This window comes from Klebsiella sp. JN_Kp126 (assembly GCF_033843325.1).
Lineage (GTDB): Bacteria > Pseudomonadota > Gammaproteobacteria > Enterobacterales > Enterobacteriaceae > Klebsiella > Klebsiella michiganensis.
In genome coordinates this window covers 1-22,724 of sequence record NZ_JAWXQV010000105.1, presented here as the reverse complement: position 1 = coordinate 22,724, position 22,724 = coordinate 1, and the positions used below count along the sequence as shown (strand labels likewise).

Below are 22,724 nucleotides of genomic sequence, written 5' to 3'. Positions count from 1 at the left end.
CCAGACAGGACGGCTTTGCCGCCCTGTATATACAAAAAAATTAAACGGCCAGCTCTCTGAGTTTCTCGATGCCAGTGGGCTCTACAGCCATTACCGGTACTAACGCTATGCGGCTTGCATGCTGGTTTTTCACAACCTCGATTTGAGGAAGCTCTTGTAGGGCACGCTGGCAAAGCAGCGGCGATTGCGTCTGTGCAATCGAAAGGCTGTTATTGATAATCCAGCCCCAGGGATGAATCCCCGCACGTTCAAGATCGGACTGCAGGTTTGCCGCTTCCAGTACAGGTGTGGTTTCAGGCAGAGTGACCAGCAAGACTTTGGTACGTTCCTGGTCCTGAAGCTGCATCATCGGAGTGGTAAAATGACCTTTATCCCCCATTTTCCTGGCAATCTCACGGTGATAAGCCCCGGTAGCATCAAGCAGTAATAGCGTATGCCCGGTAGGTGCCGTATCCATGACCACAAACCGTTTGCCAGCTTCTCGAATTACGCGTGAAAACGCCTGGAACACCGCAATCTCTTCTGTGCAAGGAGAACGTAAATCCTCTTCGAGCAGCCGTTTCCCAGCCTCATCCAGATCCCTGCCTTTCGTCTCAAGAACATGCTGACGATAGCGTTCAGTTTCATCGTGAGGGTTGATTCGGCTGACCTGCAGATTTTTGAGGCTGCCATTGAGCGTTGTACTGAGATGTGCAGCAGGATCTGAGGTGGTGAGATGCACATCAAAACCCTTATCCGCCAGACTGACGGCGATAGCCGCAGCCATTGTGGTTTTGCCCACACCACCTTTGCCCATCAGCATAATCAAACCGTGTTCACTGCGGGCGATATCATCAACCAGGACAGACAACGACATATTCTCTGGCTTGTTCTGTGGGCTTTGTTCAGGAAGCGATGTTATCTCAGCGTGTTCGTTGAGCAGGTCTTTCAATGCGGACACACCAACCATGTTCAGCGGCTGCAGGTATAAGTTGTCTGTCGGCAAATCAGATAACCCGGCAGGAAGATTTGCCAGCGCCTCTTGCTCCCGTTGCCATATTGCAGCGGCCAGTGCATCACGTTCTGCTTCGCTCGCAGGCAGGACACCGTTAATGACTAAATACTGATTTTTAAGGCCAATAGCTGATAATTCGTCATGAGTACGAGCGACTTCCTGCAGAGTTGATTTTTGCAAGCGCGCGACCAGCACAAGGCGAGTTCGTTCAGGATCGGATAATGCCTCAACCGCATGAGCATATTGCTCGCGTTGTTTTTCCAGCCCAGCCATTGGACCAAGACAGGAAGCACCATCCGGGTTACTTTCGATGAAGCTGCTCCAGGCTCCGGGAAGCTGAAGAAGGCGAATAGTGTGGCCAGTTGGGGCAGTATCAAAAATGATGTGATCAAAGCGGGTCAGCAGAGAAGCGTCAGTCAGTAAGCCAGTAAACTCGTCGAATGCAGCGATCTCTGTCGTACATGCTCCTGAAAGCTGTTCACTGATGCTGTTAACAACGTCATCAGGCAAAAGACCTTTAATAGGGTCAACGATTCTGGCGCGGTATTGCTGGGCGGCGTCCTGCGGGTCAATATCCAGAGCCGAAAGACCAGACACAGCAGTCACGGGCTGGATAGTGTTACCGATAGTCTGATCGAATACCTGACCGACGTTGGAAGCCGGGTCGGTACTGACAAGCAGAACACGCTTTCCCAGTTCAGCCAGACGTATAGCCGTTGCGCAGGAAATCGAAGTTTTGCCTACACCTCCCTTACCGGTGAAAAACAGGTAAGACGGGATATTCTCTAAGAATTTCATATGTCCTCCTGACATACTCAACAACAGGAAGTTTTACCACCACAGCAACTGGTGGAAGCTAAACCCACCTTTTCCAGCGGTATACCAAACCAGCGAGCCAGTTCAGCGCGTTTTGGGTATCGCCCGGCCATCACCGTTTCACCATCAAGCAACAGCAGCGGAAGCCCTTCAGCTCCAGAAGCCTCAAGGAATGCTTTCGCTTTTTCGTTCTCAACGAAGCTCATAGGCTGCTGCGCCAGGTTATAACGTTCGATCTGAACCCCACGCCCTTTCAGCCATTGCACATCAGCAGAAAAATTGACCAAAACCTGATCGACATCTGAACCACAAACGCCGGTACTGCAGCACATCGCCGGATCAAACACCGTTAACATTTTCATCTTTAACACCTCACATTCGTAAAAACACATATGTACAGGCAAAATTTTTAGATACAAACAGCCTTACCGCTGCCAGAGCAGTTGGCCGATGCCAGCTTACGGGCGATGGCCTGTACGTCGTCCTGTTGGCTTAACCAGGCCTGCTCAATCACCAGGGCAGCCCAGGAAGGAATATGCGGGGATAAGCGATAATGAACCCATTTCCCCTGTTTGCGATCCAGCAACAGGCCACTTTCCCGAAGCATCGCCAGATGGCGGGAGGTCTTGGGTTGTGATTGTTCCAGCGCTGTGCAGAGATCGCATACGCACAGCTCCCCCATCTCCCTGAGCAGTAGCACGATACCCAGGCGGGTTTCATCAGATAGTATTTTGAAAAGTTGTAGGGATGCAATTTCTGGCATTATGTACTCCTGCTATGAATGGGTATTGTCTCTCCACCAAAACAAGAAATCAAAATCATATGTGTTTTCTCGCATGTGAGTGCAGGTGTCACTATGCGATTGAAAAACGACCTGATGTGCGATCGTTACGTTAGTTGGGTAGGTAAAAAAGTCATTTGAGGCTAAAACATTGCTTAGTGCGGGCTTTCGTTCATAGAGAAGAATGAATAATATCAATTATAACAATTGGTTATTTCCTTAGCGTACGTTTTCGTTCCATTGGCCCTCAGACCCCATGAACTGCGGCGTAAGAAAATCAGCGCCCTTATCCCTCCCCGAAAAGGTGCGGGTTACTGGCCCGGTGAATATGCAGACCGTAACCGTGCAGTGGCTAATCAGCGAATGACCGGGAGTAATGCGCGGTGGAAATGGACAACAGATTACAACCGTCGCTCGATAGCGGAAACGGCGATGTACCGGGTAAAACAGCTGTTCGGGGGTTCACTGACGCTGCGTGACTACGATGGTCAGGTTGCGGAGGTTATGGCCCTGGTACGAGCGCTGAACAAAATGACGAAAGCAGGTATGCCTGAAAGCGTGCGTATTGCCTGAAAACACAACCCGCTACGGGGGAGACTTACCCGAAATCTGATTTATTCAACAAAGCCCTGATACAGGAACTGAAGCGATGATCCCGCTACCAACAGGCACCAAAATCTGGCTGGTTGCCGGTATTACCGATATGAGAAACGGCTTCAACGGGCTGGCTGCAAAAGTGCAGACGGCGCTGAAAGACGAACCGATGTCCGGCCATGTCTTCATCTTCCGGGGCCGCAGCGGCAGTCAGGTTAAACTTCTGTGGTCCACCGGCGACGGGCTGTGCCTGGTGACCAAACGGCTGGAGCGCGGGCGCTTCGCCTGGCCGTCAGCTCGCGATGGCAAAGTGTTCCTGACCCCGGCGCAGCTGGCAATGCTGCTGGAAGGCATCGACTGGCGACAGCCGAAGCGGTTGCTGACCTCCCTGACCATGCTGTAGGCTTCTTTATCCTGGTTGTCGCAGAATAAGCCTGGTAAAATGCTGGCTTATGAATGACATCTCTTCTGACGACATCCTTCTGCTGAAACAGCGCCTTGCCGAACAGGAAGCGCTGAACCGTGCCCTGCTGGAAAAGCTGGCAGACCGGGAGCGCGAAATAGACCATCTGCAGGCGCAGCTGGATAAACTTCGCCGGATGAACTTCGGCAGCCGTTCCGAAAAAGTCTCCCGCCGTATCGCACAAATGGAAGCCGATCTGAACCGGCTTCAGAAAGAGAGCGATACGCTGACCGGTCGGGTGGATGACCCGGCAGTACAGCGCACTCTGCGTCAGACCCGCACCCGCAAACCGTTCCCCGAATCACTCCCCCGCGATGAAAAACGCCTGCGGCCAGCGGGTTCCTGCTGCCCGGAGTGTGGTGGTGCGCTGAGTTACCTGGGTGAGGATGCCGCTGAACAGCTGGAGCTGATGCGCAGCGCCTTCCGGGTGATCCGGACCGTACGGGAAAAACATGCCTGCACAAAATGTGATGCCATCGTGCAGGCCCCCGCGCCTTCGCGCCCCATTGAGCGGGGTATCGCCGGACCGGGGCTGATGGCCCGCGTGCTGACCTCAAAGTATGCAGAGCACACACCGCTGTATCGTCAGTCTGAAATATACGGTCGCCAGGGCGTGGAACTGAGCCGTTCACTGCTGTCGGGCTGGGTGGATGCATGCTGCCGGCTGCTGTCCCCGCTGGAGGAGGCGCTTCAGGACTATGTCCTGACTGACGGTAAACTCCATGCCGATGATACCCCGGTCCAGGTGCTGTTGCCGGGCAATAAGAAGACGAAGACCGGGCGGTTGTGGACGTATGTTCGTGATGACCGCAACGCCGGGTCAGCGCTGGCACCGGCGGTGTGGTTCGCCTACAGCCCCGACAGAAAAGGCATCCATCCGCAGACCCATCTTGCGGGGTTCAGCGGTGTGCTACAGGCGGATGCGTACGCCGGGTTCAACGAGCTGTACCGCGATGGCCGGATAACGGAAGCCGCCTGCTGGCCTCACGCCCGCCGTAAAATCCACGATGTGCACGTTCGCACGCCGTCAGCCCTGACGGAGGAAGCCCTGAAGCGTATCGGCGAACTGTATGCCGTGGAGGCGGAAATAAGAGGAATGCTGGCGGAACAACGGCTTGCTGAACGTCAGCGGAAAACGAAACCGCTGCTTAGTACCCTGGAAAGCTGGTTGCGTGAAAAAATGAAAACGCTGTCGCGACACTCGGAGCTGGCAAAGGCGTTCACGTACACCCTGAACCAGTGGCCGGCCCTGACGTACTATGCAGAAAACGGCTGGGCCGAAGCCGATAATAACATCGCTGAAAATGCGCTGCGGATGGTCAGTCTGGGTCGTAAAAACTGGTTGTTCTTCGGCTCAGACCACGGTGGTGAGCGGGGAGCGTTGCTGTACAGTCTGATCGGGACGTGCAAACTGAACGGCGTGGATCCAGAAAGCTACCTTCGCCATGTCCTTGACGTCATAGCTGACTGGCCGGTCAACCGGGTCAGCGAGCTGCTACCCTGGCGCATCACACTGCCAACTGAATAACACATCCTCGTCAATACGGTTCTCGCTGTACGCTTACGGAAGAACTTCTCCGGGATGTGCTGTTTCAGGCGCGCCACGATGTCCCTCTGCGTCAGCGTCTCTGTGGCCAGCTCGCCCGTGTTGTGGTCGTGGTAGCGAAAGCTCAGCGTGGCACTTCCGGCGTAGTGCGCCAGCCGGGAGCCCGCTATCGGCGGCTTTTTCAGGTAACGCCCCAGGTATTTCACGGTGTTTTTGCCACCGTCCGTCTTTTTTGACATGTAGACGTGCCAGTAGTCGCCTCCGGCCGTCGGTATCAGACTGCGCCATTGTGATTCGGTGGTGATATGTGACAGGGACGGCGGCAGGGCCACGCCTTCGAACCAGACGCTCAGCAGAAGCTGGCGGATATTCCACATCCAGCGGGCGCGCATGGCATCCTTACGGAAGCTGATTTTCTTCCACTTCCCGTGCTCATCGATACCGCCACAGGTGACGGAGACGTGGACATGAGGGTGCCAGTTCTGCCTGATAAAAATGTCAGGGCAGGTCTGCGCGAATACGCCTCATTGTCGCTACATTTTCTCCCTGGCATATAGCGAATTTATTGCCAACGCTGCCGCTGCGGTGCGATTGTCCACACTCAGCTTTGGAAATACAATTTCAAGGTGTTTATTCACGGTTCTGGGGCTAAGGTTTAAAATATCGCCAATTTCGCGGTTTGTTTTTCCTCTGGCAATCCACAGGAGGACTTCGGCTTCTCGTTGCGTCAGCCCTAGGTTGTTTTTCAGGCGTTTCACCGCTTCGACTTCTTCATGTCCTTTGATCTCTTCAATACGTAGCAAACTTTCTCCTTCAGCGGTCCGGCGTGAAAGATAGAATTTCAGAGCGATGCCTTGCGATGAAAGATCTAAGGGTATTTTTAAACCTTCCGTATTGTTCAGCCAACCGATGATCCGGTTTACTATTTTTTTATTGGGTTCATACCCGGTATCGCTGAAGTTTTTCATCAGTTGCCATGCATTGGGCGTGGCCCAGCGTAGTTGCCCCTCTTTGCTAAAAACACATAAGGTCTGGCCAACGGAATCCATCGCGCTATAGGCACTGACCGTTAATTTTGAGTTCCGCAAGTGGGTACGCATTCTGACAACCAGCTCTTCCGTGCGTATCGGCTTAATTACGTAATCGACCACCCCGGCATCAAATGCATCAACGATATTCTGCGTATCACTCAGGCCTGTCATGAAAATAATCGGGGTATGCCGCAGCCCCGGATTTTGCCGCAGGCGCTTACTGGTTGAAAACCCATCCAGATGCGGCATTACGGCATCAAGCAGAATGATATCCGGGGTTATCTGGCTGGTTATCGAAAGGGCTTGATTACCCTCCAGAGCGACCAGAACGGTAAAACCGGCTTCATCAAGCGTGTCATTCAACATACTTACCGTGTTGATATCATCATCGACGATAAGTACCGTCGGCTTTGCTATTGCCATTTTTCTCTCCCTCCGGGCGTTCAAGACTCTCGACTATCTCTTTGAATCGAAAGCGCCTCAGCAACTCGGCAAATTTTTCGCCCTCGGCTTTGCTGATCTGGTTAGCGGAAATATGTTTGTCCAGCAGTTCACGAAACCCTCTCACATAACCCAATCTGGCCATCTCTTTTAACGACTCAATCTGGACGCGGGTAAGCTGCGAGCGTGGTTCATGTATTTCCGGCTGCTTTGGCGGCTGACATTCCGTGCGCCACTGGAGATGCAATATTTCACCGATGTTCTCCAGTAGTAAAGGGAAACGCAGCGGTTTAACCAGGTAGCGAACTTCCCCTTCGCCAGTGAAATGGCGGCATTTACCCTCATCCGCTTCCGCAGAAATCATAATTACCGGCGCTAATTGTCCCTTATTACGTAACTGACGTAGCAGTTCCCACCCCGACATTTCAGGCATTGCAACATCCAGAAGAAGAAGGTCGATATGATTTTGCCGGGCTAAATGTAGCGCGACATGACCATTTTCGGCTGTTAGCAGCGTGAAGCCTATGGGCGTGAGTAAATCCATCATCAGCTGCCGATGGGATTCATCATCGTCAACTACCAGCAGGGTGTGTCGCTTGCCTGGATATCCGGTGATTACCGCAGGCTCGGCGGGTTGGTAGGCATCCCCGCTATAGCTTGGCAGCATCAGGGTGAGTTTAAACGTTGTGCCTTCGCCACGGATGCTTTCCACCTGGAGATCGCCACCCATGATATAAGTCAGAAGCCGGGTAATCGTCAGCCCAAGGCCCGTCCCGATCCGACGACTATCGCCGGATACGCGTTCGAAAGGCTTAAAGATGCGTTCCAGGTTCTCAGGGGCGATGCCGATGCCGGTATCGTGAACCGAGAAAAACGCCACCTCGCTACGATACTGGAAATCGAGGGTTACACTGCCTCTGTCCGTGAATTTAACCGCATTAGAAAGCAGATTGATAAGAATTTGCCGGAGGCGTTTCTCATCCGTCATCACCGCCTCGGGCAGCCAGTGTGGGGCGTTGTAGTGAAATGTCAGTCCTTTATCTCTGGCCTGTTGTTCAAACATGGCGACCAGTTGCTGCACCAAATCGCCAATGCGCACTTCTTCACGATATATTTCTAATTTTCCCGCTTCAATTTTCGAAATATCCAGTAATCCCTCAATTAGATTAGCCAGATGCTCGCCGCTTCTGCGCATAATACCGATACCGCGCTGCCGGGCTGGGGGGATATCATCAGCACGTTCGAGTAATTGCGCATAACCCAGCATCGCATTGAGCGGCGTTCTGAGTTCATGAGTAATGCCGGTGAGATAGCGGCTTTTGGCCTGATTAGCATCGTCGGCATCTTCCTTTGCCTGCTGCAATTGCCGGTCCGTCGCTTCATGGGCAATAATTTCTTTCATCAGACGGTCGCTTTGCAGGCGCAATTCCTCTTGCGCAATCTGGCGACTTTTATTTGTCAGGACAAATAGCCAGGTGGTGACGCCGGTTACGATAAGCAGGATAAAAAAAACTTTCCATAACGCCGCGGCGAGAAGGTCCTGCTCGCTGCCGAATTCATCGCGCATCTGAGCGAAAACCAGCATCAAAAGCAGGCCGATGACGGAACTGAATAACAGCAAAATGCTGATAAAACTCCACACTCTGGGATCAATTTTGCGTAATGATTTTTCTTTAATAAATATCCCGATAAGCTTTGAAGCCTGTTCCGTATAGCGCGCATGAGGTTTGCAAGTATCGTTGCACTGGACATCGAGAGAACAACATAGTGAGCAAATACTGCCCTGATAAAAAGGACAATAGCTCATCTCTGGTTTTTCAAAATAATTACCGCAGACACAGCATTCCGTTGCCGTGACCTGCACCGGCGTCCGGGAAAAATAGTAACGTCCGCGAGTCAGCCAGGCGATGAAGGGGGCGGTGATAAACGTCAGACACAACGATAACATTGAGGCAAAAACCTGTAGAGGATGACCAAACCATCCCATCCAGGCTGAGAGACCGCAGAGCATGGCGAGCGTCATCGAACCGATGCCGACAGGATTGATATCGTAGAGATAGGCCCGGCGAAACTCTATTTCCGCTGGTCGTAATTTAAGCCACTTATTTAACGTGAGATCGGCAACCACGCTGCCAAGCCAGGATGTGGCCGCCACCGCATAAATGCCCAGGATATCCTCAAATACGCGATAAACGCCAAGTTCCATCAATAACAGAGCAATACCGACATTAAAAAACAGCCACACGACGCGCCCTGGATGACGATGGGTCAGGCGCAGGAAAAAATTAGACCATGCGATCGAGCCGGCATATGCATTGGTGACGTTAATTTTGAGCTGGGAGAGCACCACAAAAATACCGGTTAATGCCAGTAGCGTTGATGATGAATGGGTGACATAGCTAAATGCCACCAGATACATATGGGTGGGTTCGCTGGCCAGTTCCGCGCCGAGTCCGTAATTAAACGCCAGCACGGCGAGGAAGGAGCCGAGCAGGATCTTGATGGCGCCGATGACAACCCACCCCGGACCTGCGGCAATTACTGCGCCATACCATCTCCAGCGGGCCGGATGTTGTGGCTTTGGTAAAAAACGAACCTGATCGACCTGCTCTCCCACTTGACTTACCAGTGAGAGCAGTACGGAACAGACGGCGCCGAGCTGAAGGAAATCGAAAGAACCATCGCGGGCTGTAATAAAACCAGGGAAGTCGATCCAGTTTTGCAGCACATGATGTTCACGTATTAAAATGAAAATAAAGGGTAATAGCTGTAGCGCCAGCCAGCAAAACTGGGTGAACTGCTGAAAACGGGAAATAAAAGTGAACCCCCAGGTGACGAGGGGAATAACAACAACGGAACCAATCAGATAACCAAAGTGCAATGGCAGGCCAAACAGCATATTAAGCGCCATCGCCATAATAGCGGCTTCCAGGGCGAAAAATATAAAGGTGAAAGAAGCATAGATTAACGAGGTCACCGTGGAACCAAGGTAGCCAAATCCGGCGCCGCGGGTCAGCAAATCAATATCCAGGCCGTTTTTTGCGGCATTAATGGCAATCGGCATTGATAGCGCAAAGATAATAATGCTAACTAAGATAACCGCCACCACCACATAATTAAATCCATAGGTTAACGTCAGCGCGCCGCCAATGGCTTCAAGCGCCAAAAAGGTAATTGCGCTGAGCGCTGTCATAACAACTCGCTTTGCGCTCCAGCGTCGTGCCGAGACCGGCGTATAGCGGAGCGCAAAATCCTCGAGAGTCTGATTGGTCACCCACTGGTTGTAGCGTCTGCGCGATTTAAACGCCTTTTGCTGAACGGTCATTCACTGCTCCTGAAATGATAAAAATGCTGAACTTAACCACAGGCGCGTCTTAGTATTTTCTTGTTATCGCGCACGTGAGCATGTCTTGATTATGAGAATTAACCAATACGTTAAATGACGTAGCCGCTGCGTTACCTCGCGCATTGTTGGATTGATGGACTCTCTCGCATGATAGCCCCAGTTGAGATGAACCATAACGATTATGAGGGCTACCATGAACATTCGTGATTTACCCCAGCCACATAGCAATATGAAAATCCCGAGCCCAGGCCGGTTTCACCAGGCGTGCCTCAAAGCGAAACTTTTGGCGATTGCCGGCCTGATGATGGCAGCTAATACGGCCATCGCCGCCCCGGCGACGTCAGTGGTTAATACCACGGGCCTGGCGGTCACCGACAATAGCGTCAAGGTCGGGATACTGCATTCATCCACAGGCACGATGGCCATCAGTGAAACCGGCTCGATCCAGGCTGAAAAGCTGGCTATTGAGCAGATTAACGCTGCCGGAGGGGTACTGGGGAGAAAAATTGAATATGTACAGGAAGACGGGGCCAGCGACTGGCCGACCTTTGCAGAAAAAGCGCGTAAGTTACTGGTCAGTGATAAGGTCGCCGCTATCTTCGGCGGCTGGACTTCGGCTTCCCGCAAAGCCATGCTGCCGGTACTTGAGCAATATAACGGCATGCTCTATTACCCAACCTTTTACGAAGGGCTGGAGCAATCGCCAAACGTTATTTATACCGGACAGGAAGCTACTCAACAGATAATCTCCGGCATTGATTGGGTAGTTAAAAATAAACATGCAAAAACCTTCTACCTGCTTGGCTCTGATTATATTTGGCCGCGTACTGCAAACAAAATCGCCCGTCACCATATTGAAAAGCTGGGGCTGAAAGTCGTTGGCGAAGATTATTACCCACTCGGTAATACGCAGTTCAATTCGGTTATAAACAAAATAAAACTCAAGAAGCCTGATGTTATCTATGCCATTGTTGTCGGCGGTTCGAATGTGGCCTTCTATAAGCAATTGAAGGCGGCGGGGATCGATATGACGCAGGAGAAACCGCTGCTGCTGACCATCTCCGTCACGGAAGATGAGATCCGCGGTATTGGCGGCGAAAATATCGTCGGCGCCTATGCCTCGATGAAGTATTTCCAGAGTATGGATAATCCGGCAAATAAAAGCTTTGTCGCCGCATTTAAAAAGCGCTGGGGTAATGACATGGTTATCGGCGATGTCACTCAGGCGGCCTATCTTGGCCCATGGTTATGGAAAGCGGCGGTTGAGAAAGCTGGCTCGTTCGACGTGGACAAAATTCGTAAGGCCTCGCCCGATATTGAGTTCAAAGATGCGCCGGAAGGGTATGTACGCATCCATGATAACCATCATCTGTGGTCCAAAACGGTTATCGGTCGCGCTCGTGCGGATGGGCAGTACGACGTGATTTATCAGACGCCAGAACTTATCGAACCGAACCCATTCCCGAAAGACTAACCGACGCTTCCCCCCATATAGTGTGGGGGGTCTTTGACTTCACCGAGGATACTTCCATGTTCAGCGATTATAACTTCGCCGATTTGGCTTCCATTTTTGTCATGCAGGGGTTTTCGGGGCTCAGCCTGTTCGCCGTGTTTGTTCTGATGTCGCTTGGACTCGCTATTATTTTTGGCCAGATGGGCGTGATTAATATGGCTCATGGCGAGTTCATGATCCTGGGTGCTTATGTCACATGGTTGACCGGTAAGTTTTTCAGCGCTTATCTGCCTTCAATCTTCGGCATCTACTTCTTTGTTGCCATTGCCCTTGCTTTCCTGTGTACCGCCTTGCTGGGTACGCTCGTTGAGAAAATCCTGATACGGCATCTGTATAAACGCCCCCTCGACACGCTGCTGGCGACATGGGGTCTGAGCCTGATTCTACAGCAGTGCTATCGTTCGCTATTTGGTCCCCGCGAAGTCGGCGTTGACTTACCTTCATGGCTAATGGGGTCGTATCAGTTTGCCGACAATATTGATATTCCTGTTAATGGGGTATTTGTTCTGCTGCTGACCGTAGTTATTACCGCTTTTACGGCCTGGCTGATTTATTTCTCCGCCTGGGGAATAAAAGTCCGCGCGGTGGTACTTAACCGCCAGATGGCCAGCGCGGTGGGTATTAATACGGCTCAGGTCGATAGTCGAACCTTCGCACTGGGGTGCGGCATCGCCGGGATCGCCGGAAGCGCCTTTACCATGATCGGCTCAACAGGTCCAACGGCTGGCCAGCAGTATATCGTTGACACCTTCCTGGTGGTGGTGTTTGGCGGCGCGCAAAGTTTGCTCGGCACGCTCGCCTCCGCATTTGCCATTTCACAATCGCAATCCACGCTGGAGTTTTTCCTGAGCGGTTCAATGGCGAAGGTGATTACGCTACTGATCGTGGTCGGCATTCTGCTATTGCGTCCGCAAGGTCTTTTCGCCAACCGGGTCCGCCGCTAGGAGTTTATGATGAAACGCATGCAAAATTATCCGCTACTGGGTATTGCCCTGGTGATAGGCCTTATTTTTATCGTCATGCCGCTAACCCTGGATCTTTTCCGTTTAAACCTGATCGGTAAATACCTGACTTATGCATTTGTTGCCGTCGGGCTGGTACTTTGTTGGGGCTACAGCGGTATTCTGAGCCTGGGGCAGGGCATCTTTTTTGGCCTCGGCGGTTATTGTATGGCCATGTTTCTCAAGCTGGAAGCTTCCTCGCCAGCGGAAACAAAAATGCAAACCACCCCGGGCATCCCGGATTTTATGGACTGGAATCAGCTAACCGCTTTGCCCTCGTTCTGGCAGCCATTCCATTCTTTTAGTCTGACAATTCTGGCTATTTTAATCGTGCCCACTATTTGCGCATGGATTCTCGGCAGCGCAATGTTTAAACGCCGCGTTGGCGGGGTGTACTTCGCTATTATCACCCAGGCTATCTCCGCGATCCTGACGATTCTTATTATCGGACAACAGGGTTACACCGGGGGAATTAACGGCATCACGGATTTACGCACGCTTTTAGGTTGGGATATCCGTACTGATTCTGCACGCTATATCCTCTACTTTATTAATGCTGTTTTACTGATGCTGGTTGTGAGCGCGGGCTATTTTATTGTGAATAGCAAGCTCGGCCGACTGATGGTTGCCATTCGCGATAAGGAAGACCGCGTTCGTTTCTCTGGTTATGATGTCGCGAATATCAAAACGGTGGTTTTCTGCATTAGCGCTCTGTTTTCGGCGATCGGTGGCGCGATGTTCACTCTGCAAGTAGGGTTCATGTCGCCAGGGTTTATTGGCACTGTTGCTTCAATTGAAATGGTCGTTTTCTGTGCCGTGGGCGGGCGAGGTTCTTTGCTGGGGGCAGTATATGGCGCCCTTATCGTCAATGCCGCCAAGAGCAGTATTTCCGAGTCTTTTCCTGAACTCTGGACGATTGCCATGGGCCTGCTCTTTATTGCCGTCGTGCTGATTTTCCCGAAAGGACTGGCAGGGCTTTATCAGCAATATATTCACCCGATCGTGATGTCGCTGCTGCGCAAAAAGAGTATGACCAAACCCAGAGTAAACACCGGAGTGCTGAAATGAAAAATCCGATAAAAGAAATAATTTTAGCGGTAGAGGGATTAACCGTTTCATTTAATGGCTTCAGAGCCGTCGATGATTTTTCAATGTACATCGATGAGGGGCAGATTTACGTTATTATTGGCCCAAATGGCGCGGGTAAGACAACAGTGCTTGATCTCATTTGCGGGAAAACAAAGCTAACCAGCGGCAGCATCAAATTTCGCAATAAGGAACTGAGTAAACTTCGGGAAAATAAAATTGTTCATGAAGGGGTTGGGCGTAAATTCCAGAATCCATCAATCTATGAGAACTTAACGGTATTTGAAAATCTCGAGTTATCTTATCCCAAAGCCAGAACCGCGTTGGGCGCCATGTTCTTTCGTCGCACGCCAGAAATAATCGCTGCGGTCGAACAGGTTGCTGGCGAAATTTTCCTTGCCGATTACCTACATACGCAGGCTGACCTTCTCAGCCATGGGCAAAAGCAGTGGTTAGAAATAGGGATGCTACTAATACAAGATCCTAAGCTCATGATGCTGGACGAACCCGTGGCAGGCATGTCTGTCGCCGAACGCCAAAAAACCGCGCAGCTCCTGCGCAAAATTGCCGGGGGACGTTCTGTACTGGTGATTGAACACGACATGCAGTTCGTCGAAGACATTGCCGATCATGTCACCGTCATGCACCAGGGAAAAGTATTGTCGGAAGGTAGCATCAATAAAGTCAAAAACGACCCTCGGGTTATTGACGTTTATCTTGGTCATTAAGGAGACACGGATGCTGAAAATTTCTGATTATGCTGTCGCATATGGTCAGAGCCAGGTCATCAGTGGACTGAATCTGACGTTAGCAGAGGGTGAAATCGTCGCTCTGGTAGGGCGCAATGGTATGGGTAAAACCACGCTGATGAAATCACTGATTGGTATGATACCGTCCTGTGCCGGTGAGTTAGAGTTTTCCGGTACAAATATTACCGGCTTGCTTAGTTACCAGCGCGTTCAGCATGGCATTGGCTTTGTCCCGCAGGGGCGAATGGTATTTTCAACCATGACGGTTGAAGAAAATATAAAAACGGGGATTCGCCAATCCCGTTCGTTACAGGTTCCTGAATACCTGTATGACTATTTCCCTGTGCTGAAAGAAATGCGCAAACGGATGGCGGGAAATCTTTCCGGTGGTCAGCAGCAGCAGCTCGTTATGGCCAGAGCTCTCGCCGGTAAACCCAAATTACTTTTGCTGGATGAACCAACGGAGGGAATTCAACCGTCAATTATTAAAGAAATGGCAAAAATATTACGTAAGATTCGTGATGCAGAAGGGTTGACCATATTAGTTTCCGAGCAGGTTTTAAGCTTTGTACTCGATGTGTCAGATAAAATTGTTGTTATTGAGAAAGGCAATATTGTTCATCAACAGGCGCGTTCTGGTGCTGATGAAGAACAAATTGCGTCATATCTGTCAGTTTAAATTTATATCACCAACTTAACTACGAGAGGTCTGCTATGGGTAGCACCGGAAGTGTAAGCTCCTGGGATGAAGCGTTATTAATTGCCGCCATCCAATACCCCGTTCCCGTTATTAAAGGACCGGAGGATATCCAGATACAGGTCGATAAGATTTGTAAGGCCGTCGACTCCACCAAAGCCGGATATCCGGGACTTGATGTTATCGTCTTCCCGGAATATTCAACCCAGGGACTGAATACTAAAATCTGGACCTATGACGAGATGTTACTCACTCTCGATAGCCCGGAGATTGGTCAGTTCAAAGAGGCCTGTATCCGCAACGGCATCTGGGGGGTATTTTCCTTAATGGAGCGCAATGAAGACCCGTCTCTTCCACCGTACAACACCGCTATTATCATTAACGATCGGGGCGATATCGCTCTGCATTACCGCAAGCTGCAACCATGGGTTCCGATTGAGCCCTGGATGCCGGGAAATATGGGAATGCCGGTATGCGATGGGCCTAAAGGTTCTAAACTCGCCGTCTGCATATGCCATGACGGCATGTTCCCGGAACTGGCGCGTGAGGCTGCTTATAAAGGCTGCAATGTCTATATCCGTATTTCGGGCTATTCCACGCAGGTGAACGATCAGTGGATCTGGACCAACCGGACGAATGCCTGGCAAAACCTGATGTATACCGTTTCGGTGAATCTGGCCGGTTATGACGATGTCTTTTATTACTTCGGCGAGGGTACGGTCTGCAATTATGACGGTAACGTCATTCAGCAGGGGCACCGCAACCCATGGGAAATTGTTACCGCAGAGCTGTTCCCGCGCCTGGTGGATAAAGCGCGTGAAAACTGGGCGTTGGAAAACAATATTTTCAACCTTGGCTGCCGGGGCTATGTCGGCAAACCGGGAGGCGAACGCGAGAATTACCTGACCTGGGTGCGCGATCTTGCCAATGGCGAATACAAACTTCCGTGGGATGAAAATGTCAAAATTCGCGATGGCTGGAAGTATTATCCTGATGGGGTGCAATTAGGCCCGCTACCTAAATAAATTGAGTGTGCCAGGCGCTAAGTCAATCACTTTAAAGACTGAAGTCTGGCGCAGTAGCCCCTGAAAGTTGAATATCCAATTCCAATGAGTAGGGGGCTGAGCCATCCGGTAAGGGCTGAATTTGCCTGCGGGATTGGCTCAGCCCGCCAGACCGGTTTGGTGTTGCGCCGGACAATGTCCGGCGGCAAAGAAGGTAATGACTCCAACTTACTGATAGTGTTTTATGTTCAGATAATGCCCGATGACTTTGTCATGCAGCTCCACCGATTTTGAGAACGACAGTGACTTCCTGCCCAGCCTTGACAGATGCTGCCTCAGATTCAGGTTATGCCGCTCAATGCGCTGCGTATATCGCTTGCTGATAACGTGCAGTTCTCCCTTCAGGCGTGATTCATAAAGCGGCCAGCCATCCGTCATCCATACCACGACCTCAAAGGCCGACAGCAGGCCCAGAAGACGCTCCAGCGTGGACAACGTGCGTTCACCGAATACGTGCGCCACAACCGTCCTCCGTATCCTGTCATACGCGTAAAACAACCAGCGCTGGCGTGATTTAGCGCCGACATAACCCCACTGTTCGTCCATTTCCGCGCAAACAATGACGTCACTGCCCGGTTGTATGCGTGAGGTTACCGACTGCGGTCTGAGTTTTTTAAGTGACGTAAAATCGTGTTGAGGCCAACGCCCATAATGCGGGCGGTTGCCCGGCATCCAACGCCATTCTTCTCTTCTTTTTCCTGCCTAACATGTACATCCTGGCATTACTCCAATTCTCCCAAAAACCGTAAAACGGCCCTCAGCCCGCGTCATGACTGGCTTCAGCGTGGATCTGTGCTCAAAAAGGATCCTTTACGTATTTGGTTTTACCCGCAATAATGCGGGATAAGACAACAAAAGGATCCGCGCGCTGCGATTTATTGTGATGGCAGGATCGGGCTATTCAGGTCAGAATAACTGTATCCATAACCAGTGCATGCGCTACGTGAAAAATAGCCGATGAACAACATCATTCCCCTGCAGAATTCACCAGAACGCGTTTCGTTATTGCCGATCGCCCCGGGCGTTGATTTTGCGACCGCGGTGGCACTCCGGCGGATGGCCACCTCAACAGGTGCCACGCCGGCTTACCTCCTGGCGCCGGAAGTGAGCGCCCTCCTCTGGTATATGCCTGACCAGCGTCACCACATGTTGTTCGCCACCATGTGGAATACCGGGATCCGTATCGGTGAAGCCCGGACGCTCACCCCGGAATCGTTCGACCTGGATGGTCTGCGCCCTTTTGTTCGGGTGCTGTCGGAAAAAGTGCGGGCACGTCGTGGCCGGCCGCCAAAAGATGAAGTGCGTCTGGTACCGCTGACGGATGCCAGTTTTGTGCGTCAGATGGAAAGCTGGATGGTCACCACCCGCCCCCGCCGGCGTGAGCCGTTATGGCCTGTCACGGATGAGACAATGCGCAACTGGCTGAAGCAGGCAGTGAAACGGGCTGAAGCTGACAACGTGCATTTTTCGATCCCCGTGACCCCACATACTTTCCGGCACAGCTATATCATGCACATGCTGTATCACCGGCAGCCCAGGAAGGTCATCCAGGCACTGGCCGGGCATAAGGATCCGCGCTCAATGGAAGTCTATACCCGGGTATTCGCGCTGGACATGGCCGCCACTCTGGCTGTTCCCTTTACCGCTGACGGTCGCGATGCCGCAGAGATCCTTCGTTCCCTGCCACCGCCCGGATGAGAATGTCGGGCTGGCGGCGGGGGTTTTCGCCGCTACGTGAAAGGGAAAAAGATAAACTCCGCGCCACAGGTGAGGCAGAGGCAATCCTTTCAAAGTCCCTCACCGTGCTGCGTGGTACTTATCCGGTATGAGCCGGGCATCATTTCCGTCCGGTTCTGGTCTCATACCGCATCACGTTCCCCCTCCCCCTTCTCATTGCACCATAACATCATCCGTATTAAGGAGGCCCGTCCTCAGATGACAGCTGGCATTTTCATACCGCAGACAATAAAACTCACTGAGATCCGGATATCAGCAGGAGTCCTGCGCGAGCAGGTTACAGTGAATGTACCTGAGGGGCCTTTCCAAACCGGCAAGCCTGGTCGTTATTCAGTACGAACATATCGTTGGGGACTGCGTCCGGGGCGGTTCTGACAGCCATGGGCTTTCTCTTTACGATTGCAGGCGGGCAGCGGGTACGACAGGATTAGTGAACTTCGGAGGACTGGTTTTAGCGGCAATGCGGGAATCAATGCTCTGCTGAGCGGTTTCATTCAGTGCGGACCGGGGATGTACTGAAATATTGACTGTGGGATGCAGTCATGTGGAGAGCATTCAGCTGGCCGGGTAACGCTCACGTCAAACTTACATACTGCAGTCAATATCAGCATATTCTGGCCAAAAATAACATACCGCAGTCAATATTGTCCGTTCTTCACAAGCAGGAAAGAGAGCGAATATTGACTGTGGTATGCGTGATGCATATCACAGTCAATAACTGATCACTTATGCATACGGCAGTCATGGTAATGCATATCGCAGTCAATTTACCGGCTTCATTGCCGAGAGCGCTTCAGCAAGTTTCTGAGGATCGATGCCTGCAGCCTTCAGAGCCTTAATGACTTCGTCATAATTCTGCTCCGGCGCCAGCTCCTCTTCCTCCCTGCGCGGTACCTTCACCGTCCCGCTGATGAGTTTGGGATTGCGATAATGCACACTGAAGTAAGTCGCCCGGCCACGTTTAAACTCGGTGTAATCCAGATAGCCGATATCCTGCAGCTGCTCCATCGCCTTTCGGACCGTGTGGTTCTGCGTATAGATGTTTGAGGTGAGATTCAGCCTGTCCCGCATACGTTTCATGGAGATAGGCGCGGGATTCTGGGGAAGGCTCTCGATGTAGGTATACAGAGCCTGGGCCGATTCCTTCCGCTGCAGGGCGTCAATCGCTTTCAGCCGAAGCAGTACCCGCCTGTCCATGTGGTAAAGCTCAAAGAGCTTGGGTTCAGCCTTGATCTCCACGATATCCTCGTTGATGTCATAATAGGCTGACTGCACCAGATGGGTGGTCCATCCTTTGGTCTCGCTCTGGAATTTCAGGGTAACCGAGGCGAGTTTAAACAGGGAATTACTGATGCGATCGCGCATTTTCTTGTTTGAGCGCCGGGAGTCAAATCCACACATCTTAACGAATTCAACGAACGACAGTTCCAGGGTATCACTTTTTACCCCATACTCTGACATGGAGCGAATGATCCCGAGCCAGACTTTAAAATCCGTGTCCATATCAAGACGCGAACCGGTGATCTTAACGTCGGTGTACCCTTCGCTTTTAGCAATGGACAGCTGTACAAGCTCCTCAGTGGCATCTGTGACGTTTTTCCGGTTTGCCTTACTCCTGGAGGTTGATTTCAGGGTTGGAACGAAGAGACCGAGCCTCATGAGCGCTACCGGCTGCACAGTACTGGTACTGTTGACATCCAGCTTAACAACTTCGCCGGTTGTCTTGTCCACTTCCTGAAGATTGAGAGGTAAGCTGTTATTTTCGCTCGTCATCTTGATCCTCAACGGTTATCCACAAAAGAATGTCGTCATACGTATCGCAGTCAACGGATATACATACCTCAGTAAATACCGTTGCATATCACAGTATTAGATTTTGCATACAGCAGTCAACATTTTACATTCCACAGTCGATCCAGTATGACGTTCAGGCCAGTCACAGCGCCTGCTGCAGCGATCCGGGGATCTCTTTAGGATCTCAATATGATCTCTTTGGGATCAATTATTGGATCGAAGCAATGAATAACGCTGATCCATGCCCTATCTTCCACACTACATTCAGGGCCCTGCATGAATAACTAGAATGCCGCATGAGTAGCGCTCCCTGATTCAACATTAAATCTTGACTGCGATATGTAGAATCTTCTTTTGCTGTGAACCAGCCTTCAGCTTTTTAACTTCATACCATAGTCAATTTTTTACATATTACAGTCAATTTCATGAAGAGAGACTGATCCGGAGAAGTCGCCGGCATCGTAGCGTTCGTGCTTTGTGCAGCCTCTGTACTTTTCCGCTTCCTCGCCGCGTTCTCACTACGTGAGATCGCTTACTGCGGCGAGCGGCAGTGAGAAATATTGACTGCGGTATGTGATTCACTCCCTTTTCCCCGGTTTACTGCCTTCATTACCATCAGCTTTGCAATTTTCAGATGGCTTTGCGATTTTATTGTTGCTTTGCAAAAAATTCCAAGATTTAATAAAATAATGCAAAGCGATGATTAAAGGATGCTCAGAATGGGACTGATGGACACACTTAACCAGTGCATTACTGCTGGACATGAGATGACGAAGGCTATTGCCATTGCGCAGTTTAATGACGACAGTCCGGAAGCCAGGAAGATCACACGCCGCTGGAGAATAGGTGAAGCGGCGGATCTGGTTGGAGTTTCTTCTCAGGCAATCAGGGATGCAGAGAAAGCCGGCCGGTTACCCCACCCGGATATGGAAACCCGTGGCAGAGTTGAACAGCGTGTTGGTTATACCATCGAACAAATCAATCATATGCGGGATGTGTTTGGTACCCGACTGCGACGTGCAGAAGATGCTTTCCCACCGGTGATCGGGGTTGCCGCTCATAAAGGGGGGGTTTACAAAACCTCCGTTTCTGTTCACCTGGCTCAGGACCTGGCCCTGAAAGGTTTACGCGTCCTGCTTGTAGAGGGTAATGATCCTCAGGGCACAGCCTCGATGTATCACGGATGGGTGCCCGATCTTCATATACATGCTGAAGATACTCTCCTGCCTTTTTATCTTGGTGAAAAGGATGATGCCAGTTATGCGATAAAACCCACCTGCTGGCCTGGCCTTGATATCATTCCGTCCTGCCTGGCACTGCATCGCATTGAAACTGAGCTGATGGGCAAATTTGATGAAGGAAAACTGCCCACAGACCCGCATCTGATGCTCCGCCTTGCCATTGAAACGGTCGCTCATGACTATGACGTGATTGTGATCGACAGCGCACCGAACCTCGGTATTGGCACGATTAATGTCGTATGCGCTGCTGATGTGCTGATTGTTCCCACTCCGGCAGAGCTGTTCGATTACACTTCTGCACTGCAGTTTTTCGATATGCTTCGTGATTTGCTCAGGAATGTGGATCTTAAAGGCTTTGAGCCGGATGTCCGTATTCTGCTTACCAAGTACAGTAATAATAATGGTTCACAGTCACCGTGGATGGAAGAGCAAATTCGCGATGCGTGGGGAAGCATGGTTTTAAAAAATGTGGTACGTGAAACCGATGAAGTAGGTAAAGGCCAGATCCGCATGAGAACCGTTTTCGAACAGGCGATTGATCAACGTTCTTCGACCGGTGCATGGCGAAACGCACTTTCAATCTGGGAACCTGTTTGTAATGAAATATTTGATCGTCTGATTAAACCACGCTGGGAGATTAGATAATGAAGCGTGCACCCGTCATTCCAAGACATACAGCAAATACTCAGGCAGTTGAAGACACGACAGCGCCAGCTGCACCAATGGTGGATTCGTTAATTGCACGTGTCGGGGCTATGGCTCGCGGCAATGCAATTACGTTACCGGTGTGTGGTCGGGAAGTGAAGTTTACCCTAGAGGTGCTCCGGGGTGATGTTGTTGAAAATGCTTCCCGGGTATGGTCAGGTAACGAGCGTGATCAGGAACTACTGACCGAAGATGCCCTGGATGATCTCATTCCTTCATTTTTACTGACCGGTCAGCAGACTCCGGCTTTTGGTCGTCGGGTTTCCGATATCATTGAAATTGCAGATGGCAGCCGTCGCCGCAAGGCCGCTATCCTGACAGAAAGTGATTATCGTATTCTGGTCGGTGAACTTGACGATGAGCAGATGTCAGCATTGTCCAGACTGGGCAACGATTATCGCCCGACGAGTGCTTATGAGCGTGGTCAGCGTTATGCAAACCGACTGCAGAATGAATTTGCCGGAAATATTTCTGCACTTGCCGATGCGGAAAACATCTCACGTAAGATTATTACTCGCTGTATCAACACAGCCAGACTGCCGAAATCCGTTGTCGCCCTTTTCTCTCATCCAGGTGAATTGTCTGCCCGGTCAGGTGAAGCCCTTCAGAAAGCTTTTGCAGATAAAGAAGAATTACTGAAGCAGCAGGCCGTGACTCTCCATGAACAGAAGAAAGCGGGTGTCATCTTTGAAGCAGAAGAAGTCATAAGTCTTTTAACATCGGTACTGAAAACGTCTCCTGCATCAAGAGTGAATCTGAGCTCACGTCATCAGTTTGCGCCGGGGGCAACAGCATTGTACAAAGGCGATAAAATGGTTCTGAACCTTGACAGGTCCCGACTTCCAGCTGAGTGCATTGAGAAGATTGAAGCCATTCTAAGGGACCTCGAAAAACCGATCTCCTGATATGTAGATGTTTAATACTGACCTCTATTGCTTGTATTATCCCCTGTCTCTCTGATTTATTCCTCAGGCCAGTAAAACATCACTGGCTTTAACCTGCTTTCCATCATAACGTTCGTCAGCTACGAGAATCTTCCCGGGACCACGGTCCCACCTGCATCATCTGTACCGGCATTGTGCCCGGGACCATGGTCCCACCTGCACCAACTGTGCAGGAATTCTG

At 51.1% G+C, this 22,724-nt stretch carries 17 protein-coding genes and 3 pseudogenes; 12 read left to right on the top strand and 8 right to left on the bottom strand.

Going from position 1 to position 22,724, the window contains the following annotated elements; translation table 11 throughout:
* Positions 1-40: 40 nt before the first annotated feature.
* The 3 genes from arsA to arsR are packed head-to-tail and all read right to left on the bottom strand — an operon-like array spanning position 41 to position 2,573.
* On the bottom strand, positions 41-1,792 hold the full coding sequence (gene arsA, locus SIK97_RS29585; protein WP_049594019.1) for an arsenite efflux transporter ATPase subunit ArsA: 1,752 nt from the start codon (positions 1,790-1,792) through the stop codon (positions 41-43).
* A 17-nt stretch (positions 1,793-1,809) separates the two neighbouring features.
* Complete coding sequence (arsD, locus tag SIK97_RS29580; protein WP_000783215.1) at positions 1,810-2,172, bottom strand: arsenite efflux transporter metallochaperone ArsD; 363 nt, start codon at positions 2,170-2,172, stop codon at positions 1,810-1,812.
* A 47-nt stretch (positions 2,173-2,219) separates the two neighbouring features.
* Positions 2,220-2,573 (bottom strand): As(III)-sensing metalloregulatory transcriptional repressor ArsR, encoded by a 354-nt coding sequence (gene arsR / locus SIK97_RS29575; RefSeq protein WP_001114073.1) that lies wholly within the window; start codon positions 2,571-2,573, stop codon positions 2,220-2,222.
* Between the two features lie 276 nt (positions 2,574-2,849).
* On the opposite strand from arsR, the pseudogene SIK97_RS29570 reads away from it, so the two are divergent.
* The 3 genes and pseudogenes from SIK97_RS29570 to tnpC all read left to right on the top strand — a co-directional run.
* Positions 2,850-3,164, top strand: a pseudogene (locus SIK97_RS29570) (transposase); the annotation flags it as partial.
* A gap of 76 nt (positions 3,165-3,240) precedes the next feature.
* Complete coding sequence (gene tnpB, locus SIK97_RS29565) at positions 3,241-3,588, top strand: IS66 family insertion sequence element accessory protein TnpB (RefSeq protein WP_064355312.1); 348 nt, start codon at positions 3,241-3,243, stop codon at positions 3,586-3,588.
* A 49-nt stretch (positions 3,589-3,637) separates the two neighbouring features.
* On the top strand, positions 3,638-5,176 hold the full coding sequence (gene tnpC, locus SIK97_RS29560; protein ID WP_163473372.1) for an IS66 family transposase: 1,539 nt from the start codon (positions 3,638-3,640) through the stop codon (positions 5,174-5,176).
* A gap of 35 nt (positions 5,177-5,211) precedes the next feature.
* Here tnpC and SIK97_RS29555 read toward each other — a convergent pair.
* The 3 genes and pseudogenes from SIK97_RS29555 to SIK97_RS29545 form a co-directional block, all read right to left on the bottom strand.
* A pseudogene (locus tag SIK97_RS29555) lies at positions 5,212-5,682 on the bottom strand (transposase); the annotation flags it as partial.
* A 45-nt stretch (positions 5,683-5,727) separates the two neighbouring features.
* Complete coding sequence (locus tag SIK97_RS29550; RefSeq protein ID WP_004181990.1) at positions 5,728-6,648, bottom strand: response regulator; 921 nt, start codon at positions 6,646-6,648, stop codon at positions 5,728-5,730.
* Positions 6,611-9,991, bottom strand: a complete 3,381-nt coding sequence (locus SIK97_RS29545; RefSeq protein ID WP_049594023.1) for an ATP-binding protein — start codon at positions 9,989-9,991, stop codon at positions 6,611-6,613. Before SIK97_RS29545 ends, SIK97_RS29550 begins: the two co-directional genes overlap by 38 nt.
* 214 nt (positions 9,992-10,205) lie before the next feature.
* Between SIK97_RS29545 and urtA the strand changes: the two genes are divergently transcribed.
* From urtA to SIK97_RS29515, 6 genes are read left to right on the top strand one after another with little or no spacing between them, the layout of a single operon-like run.
* Positions 10,206-11,486 (top strand): urea ABC transporter substrate-binding protein, encoded by a 1,281-nt coding sequence (gene urtA, locus SIK97_RS29540; RefSeq protein ID WP_224239845.1) that lies wholly within the window; start codon positions 10,206-10,208, stop codon positions 11,484-11,486.
* 56 nt (positions 11,487-11,542) lie between these two features.
* Complete coding sequence (urtB, locus tag SIK97_RS29535; protein WP_004181993.1) at positions 11,543-12,469, top strand: urea ABC transporter permease subunit UrtB; 927 nt, start codon at positions 11,543-11,545, stop codon at positions 12,467-12,469.
* A gap of 18 nt (positions 12,470-12,487) precedes the next feature.
* Positions 12,488-13,594 carry an urea ABC transporter permease subunit UrtC gene (urtC, locus tag SIK97_RS29530; RefSeq protein ID WP_004197508.1) on the top strand — a complete coding sequence of 369 codons (1,107 nt, stop codon included), beginning with the start codon at positions 12,488-12,490 and terminating at the stop codon, positions 13,592-13,594.
* Positions 13,591-14,340, top strand: a complete 750-nt coding sequence (urtD, locus tag SIK97_RS29525; RefSeq protein WP_049594025.1) for an urea ABC transporter ATP-binding protein UrtD — start codon at positions 13,591-13,593, stop codon at positions 14,338-14,340. The genes urtC and urtD overlap by 4 nt, the downstream gene beginning before the upstream one ends.
* 10 nt (positions 14,341-14,350) lie before the next feature.
* Positions 14,351-15,040, top strand: coding sequence for an urea ABC transporter ATP-binding subunit UrtE (urtE, locus tag SIK97_RS29520; RefSeq protein ID WP_049594026.1), 690 nt, complete (start codon positions 14,351-14,353; stop codon positions 15,038-15,040).
* A gap of 35 nt (positions 15,041-15,075) precedes the next feature.
* Positions 15,076-16,083, top strand: coding sequence for a formamidase (locus SIK97_RS29515; RefSeq protein WP_004181997.1), 1,008 nt, complete (start codon positions 15,076-15,078; stop codon positions 16,081-16,083).
* Positions 16,084-16,290: 207 nt separating this feature from the next.
* Here SIK97_RS29515 and SIK97_RS29510 read toward each other — a convergent pair.
* Positions 16,291-16,805: pseudogene (locus SIK97_RS29510) on the bottom strand (IS1 family transposase); the annotation flags it as partial.
* 274 nt (positions 16,806-17,079) lie between these two features.
* On the opposite strand from SIK97_RS29510, the gene SIK97_RS29500 reads away from it, so the two are divergent.
* Complete coding sequence (locus tag SIK97_RS29500; RefSeq protein ID WP_049594027.1) at positions 17,080-17,820, top strand: tyrosine-type recombinase/integrase; 741 nt, start codon at positions 17,080-17,082, stop codon at positions 17,818-17,820.
* Positions 17,821-18,621: 801 nt separating this feature from the next.
* On the opposite strand, the gene SIK97_RS29495 is transcribed toward SIK97_RS29500, so the two are convergent.
* Positions 18,622-19,632, bottom strand: a complete 1,011-nt coding sequence (locus SIK97_RS29495; protein ID WP_049594028.1) for a RepB family plasmid replication initiator protein — start codon at positions 19,630-19,632, stop codon at positions 18,622-18,624.
* 740 nt (positions 19,633-20,372) lie between these two features.
* On the opposite strand from SIK97_RS29495, the gene sopA reads away from it, so the two are divergent.
* Complete coding sequence (sopA, locus tag SIK97_RS29490; protein WP_000523815.1) at positions 20,373-21,539, top strand: plasmid-partitioning protein SopA; 1,167 nt, start codon at positions 20,373-20,375, stop codon at positions 21,537-21,539.
* On the top strand, positions 21,539-22,504 hold the full coding sequence (locus SIK97_RS29485; protein WP_049594029.1) for a ParB/RepB/Spo0J family plasmid partition protein: 966 nt from the start codon (positions 21,539-21,541) through the stop codon (positions 22,502-22,504). The genes sopA and SIK97_RS29485 overlap by 1 nt, the downstream gene beginning before the upstream one ends.
* Positions 22,505-22,724: the final 220 nt, after the last annotated feature.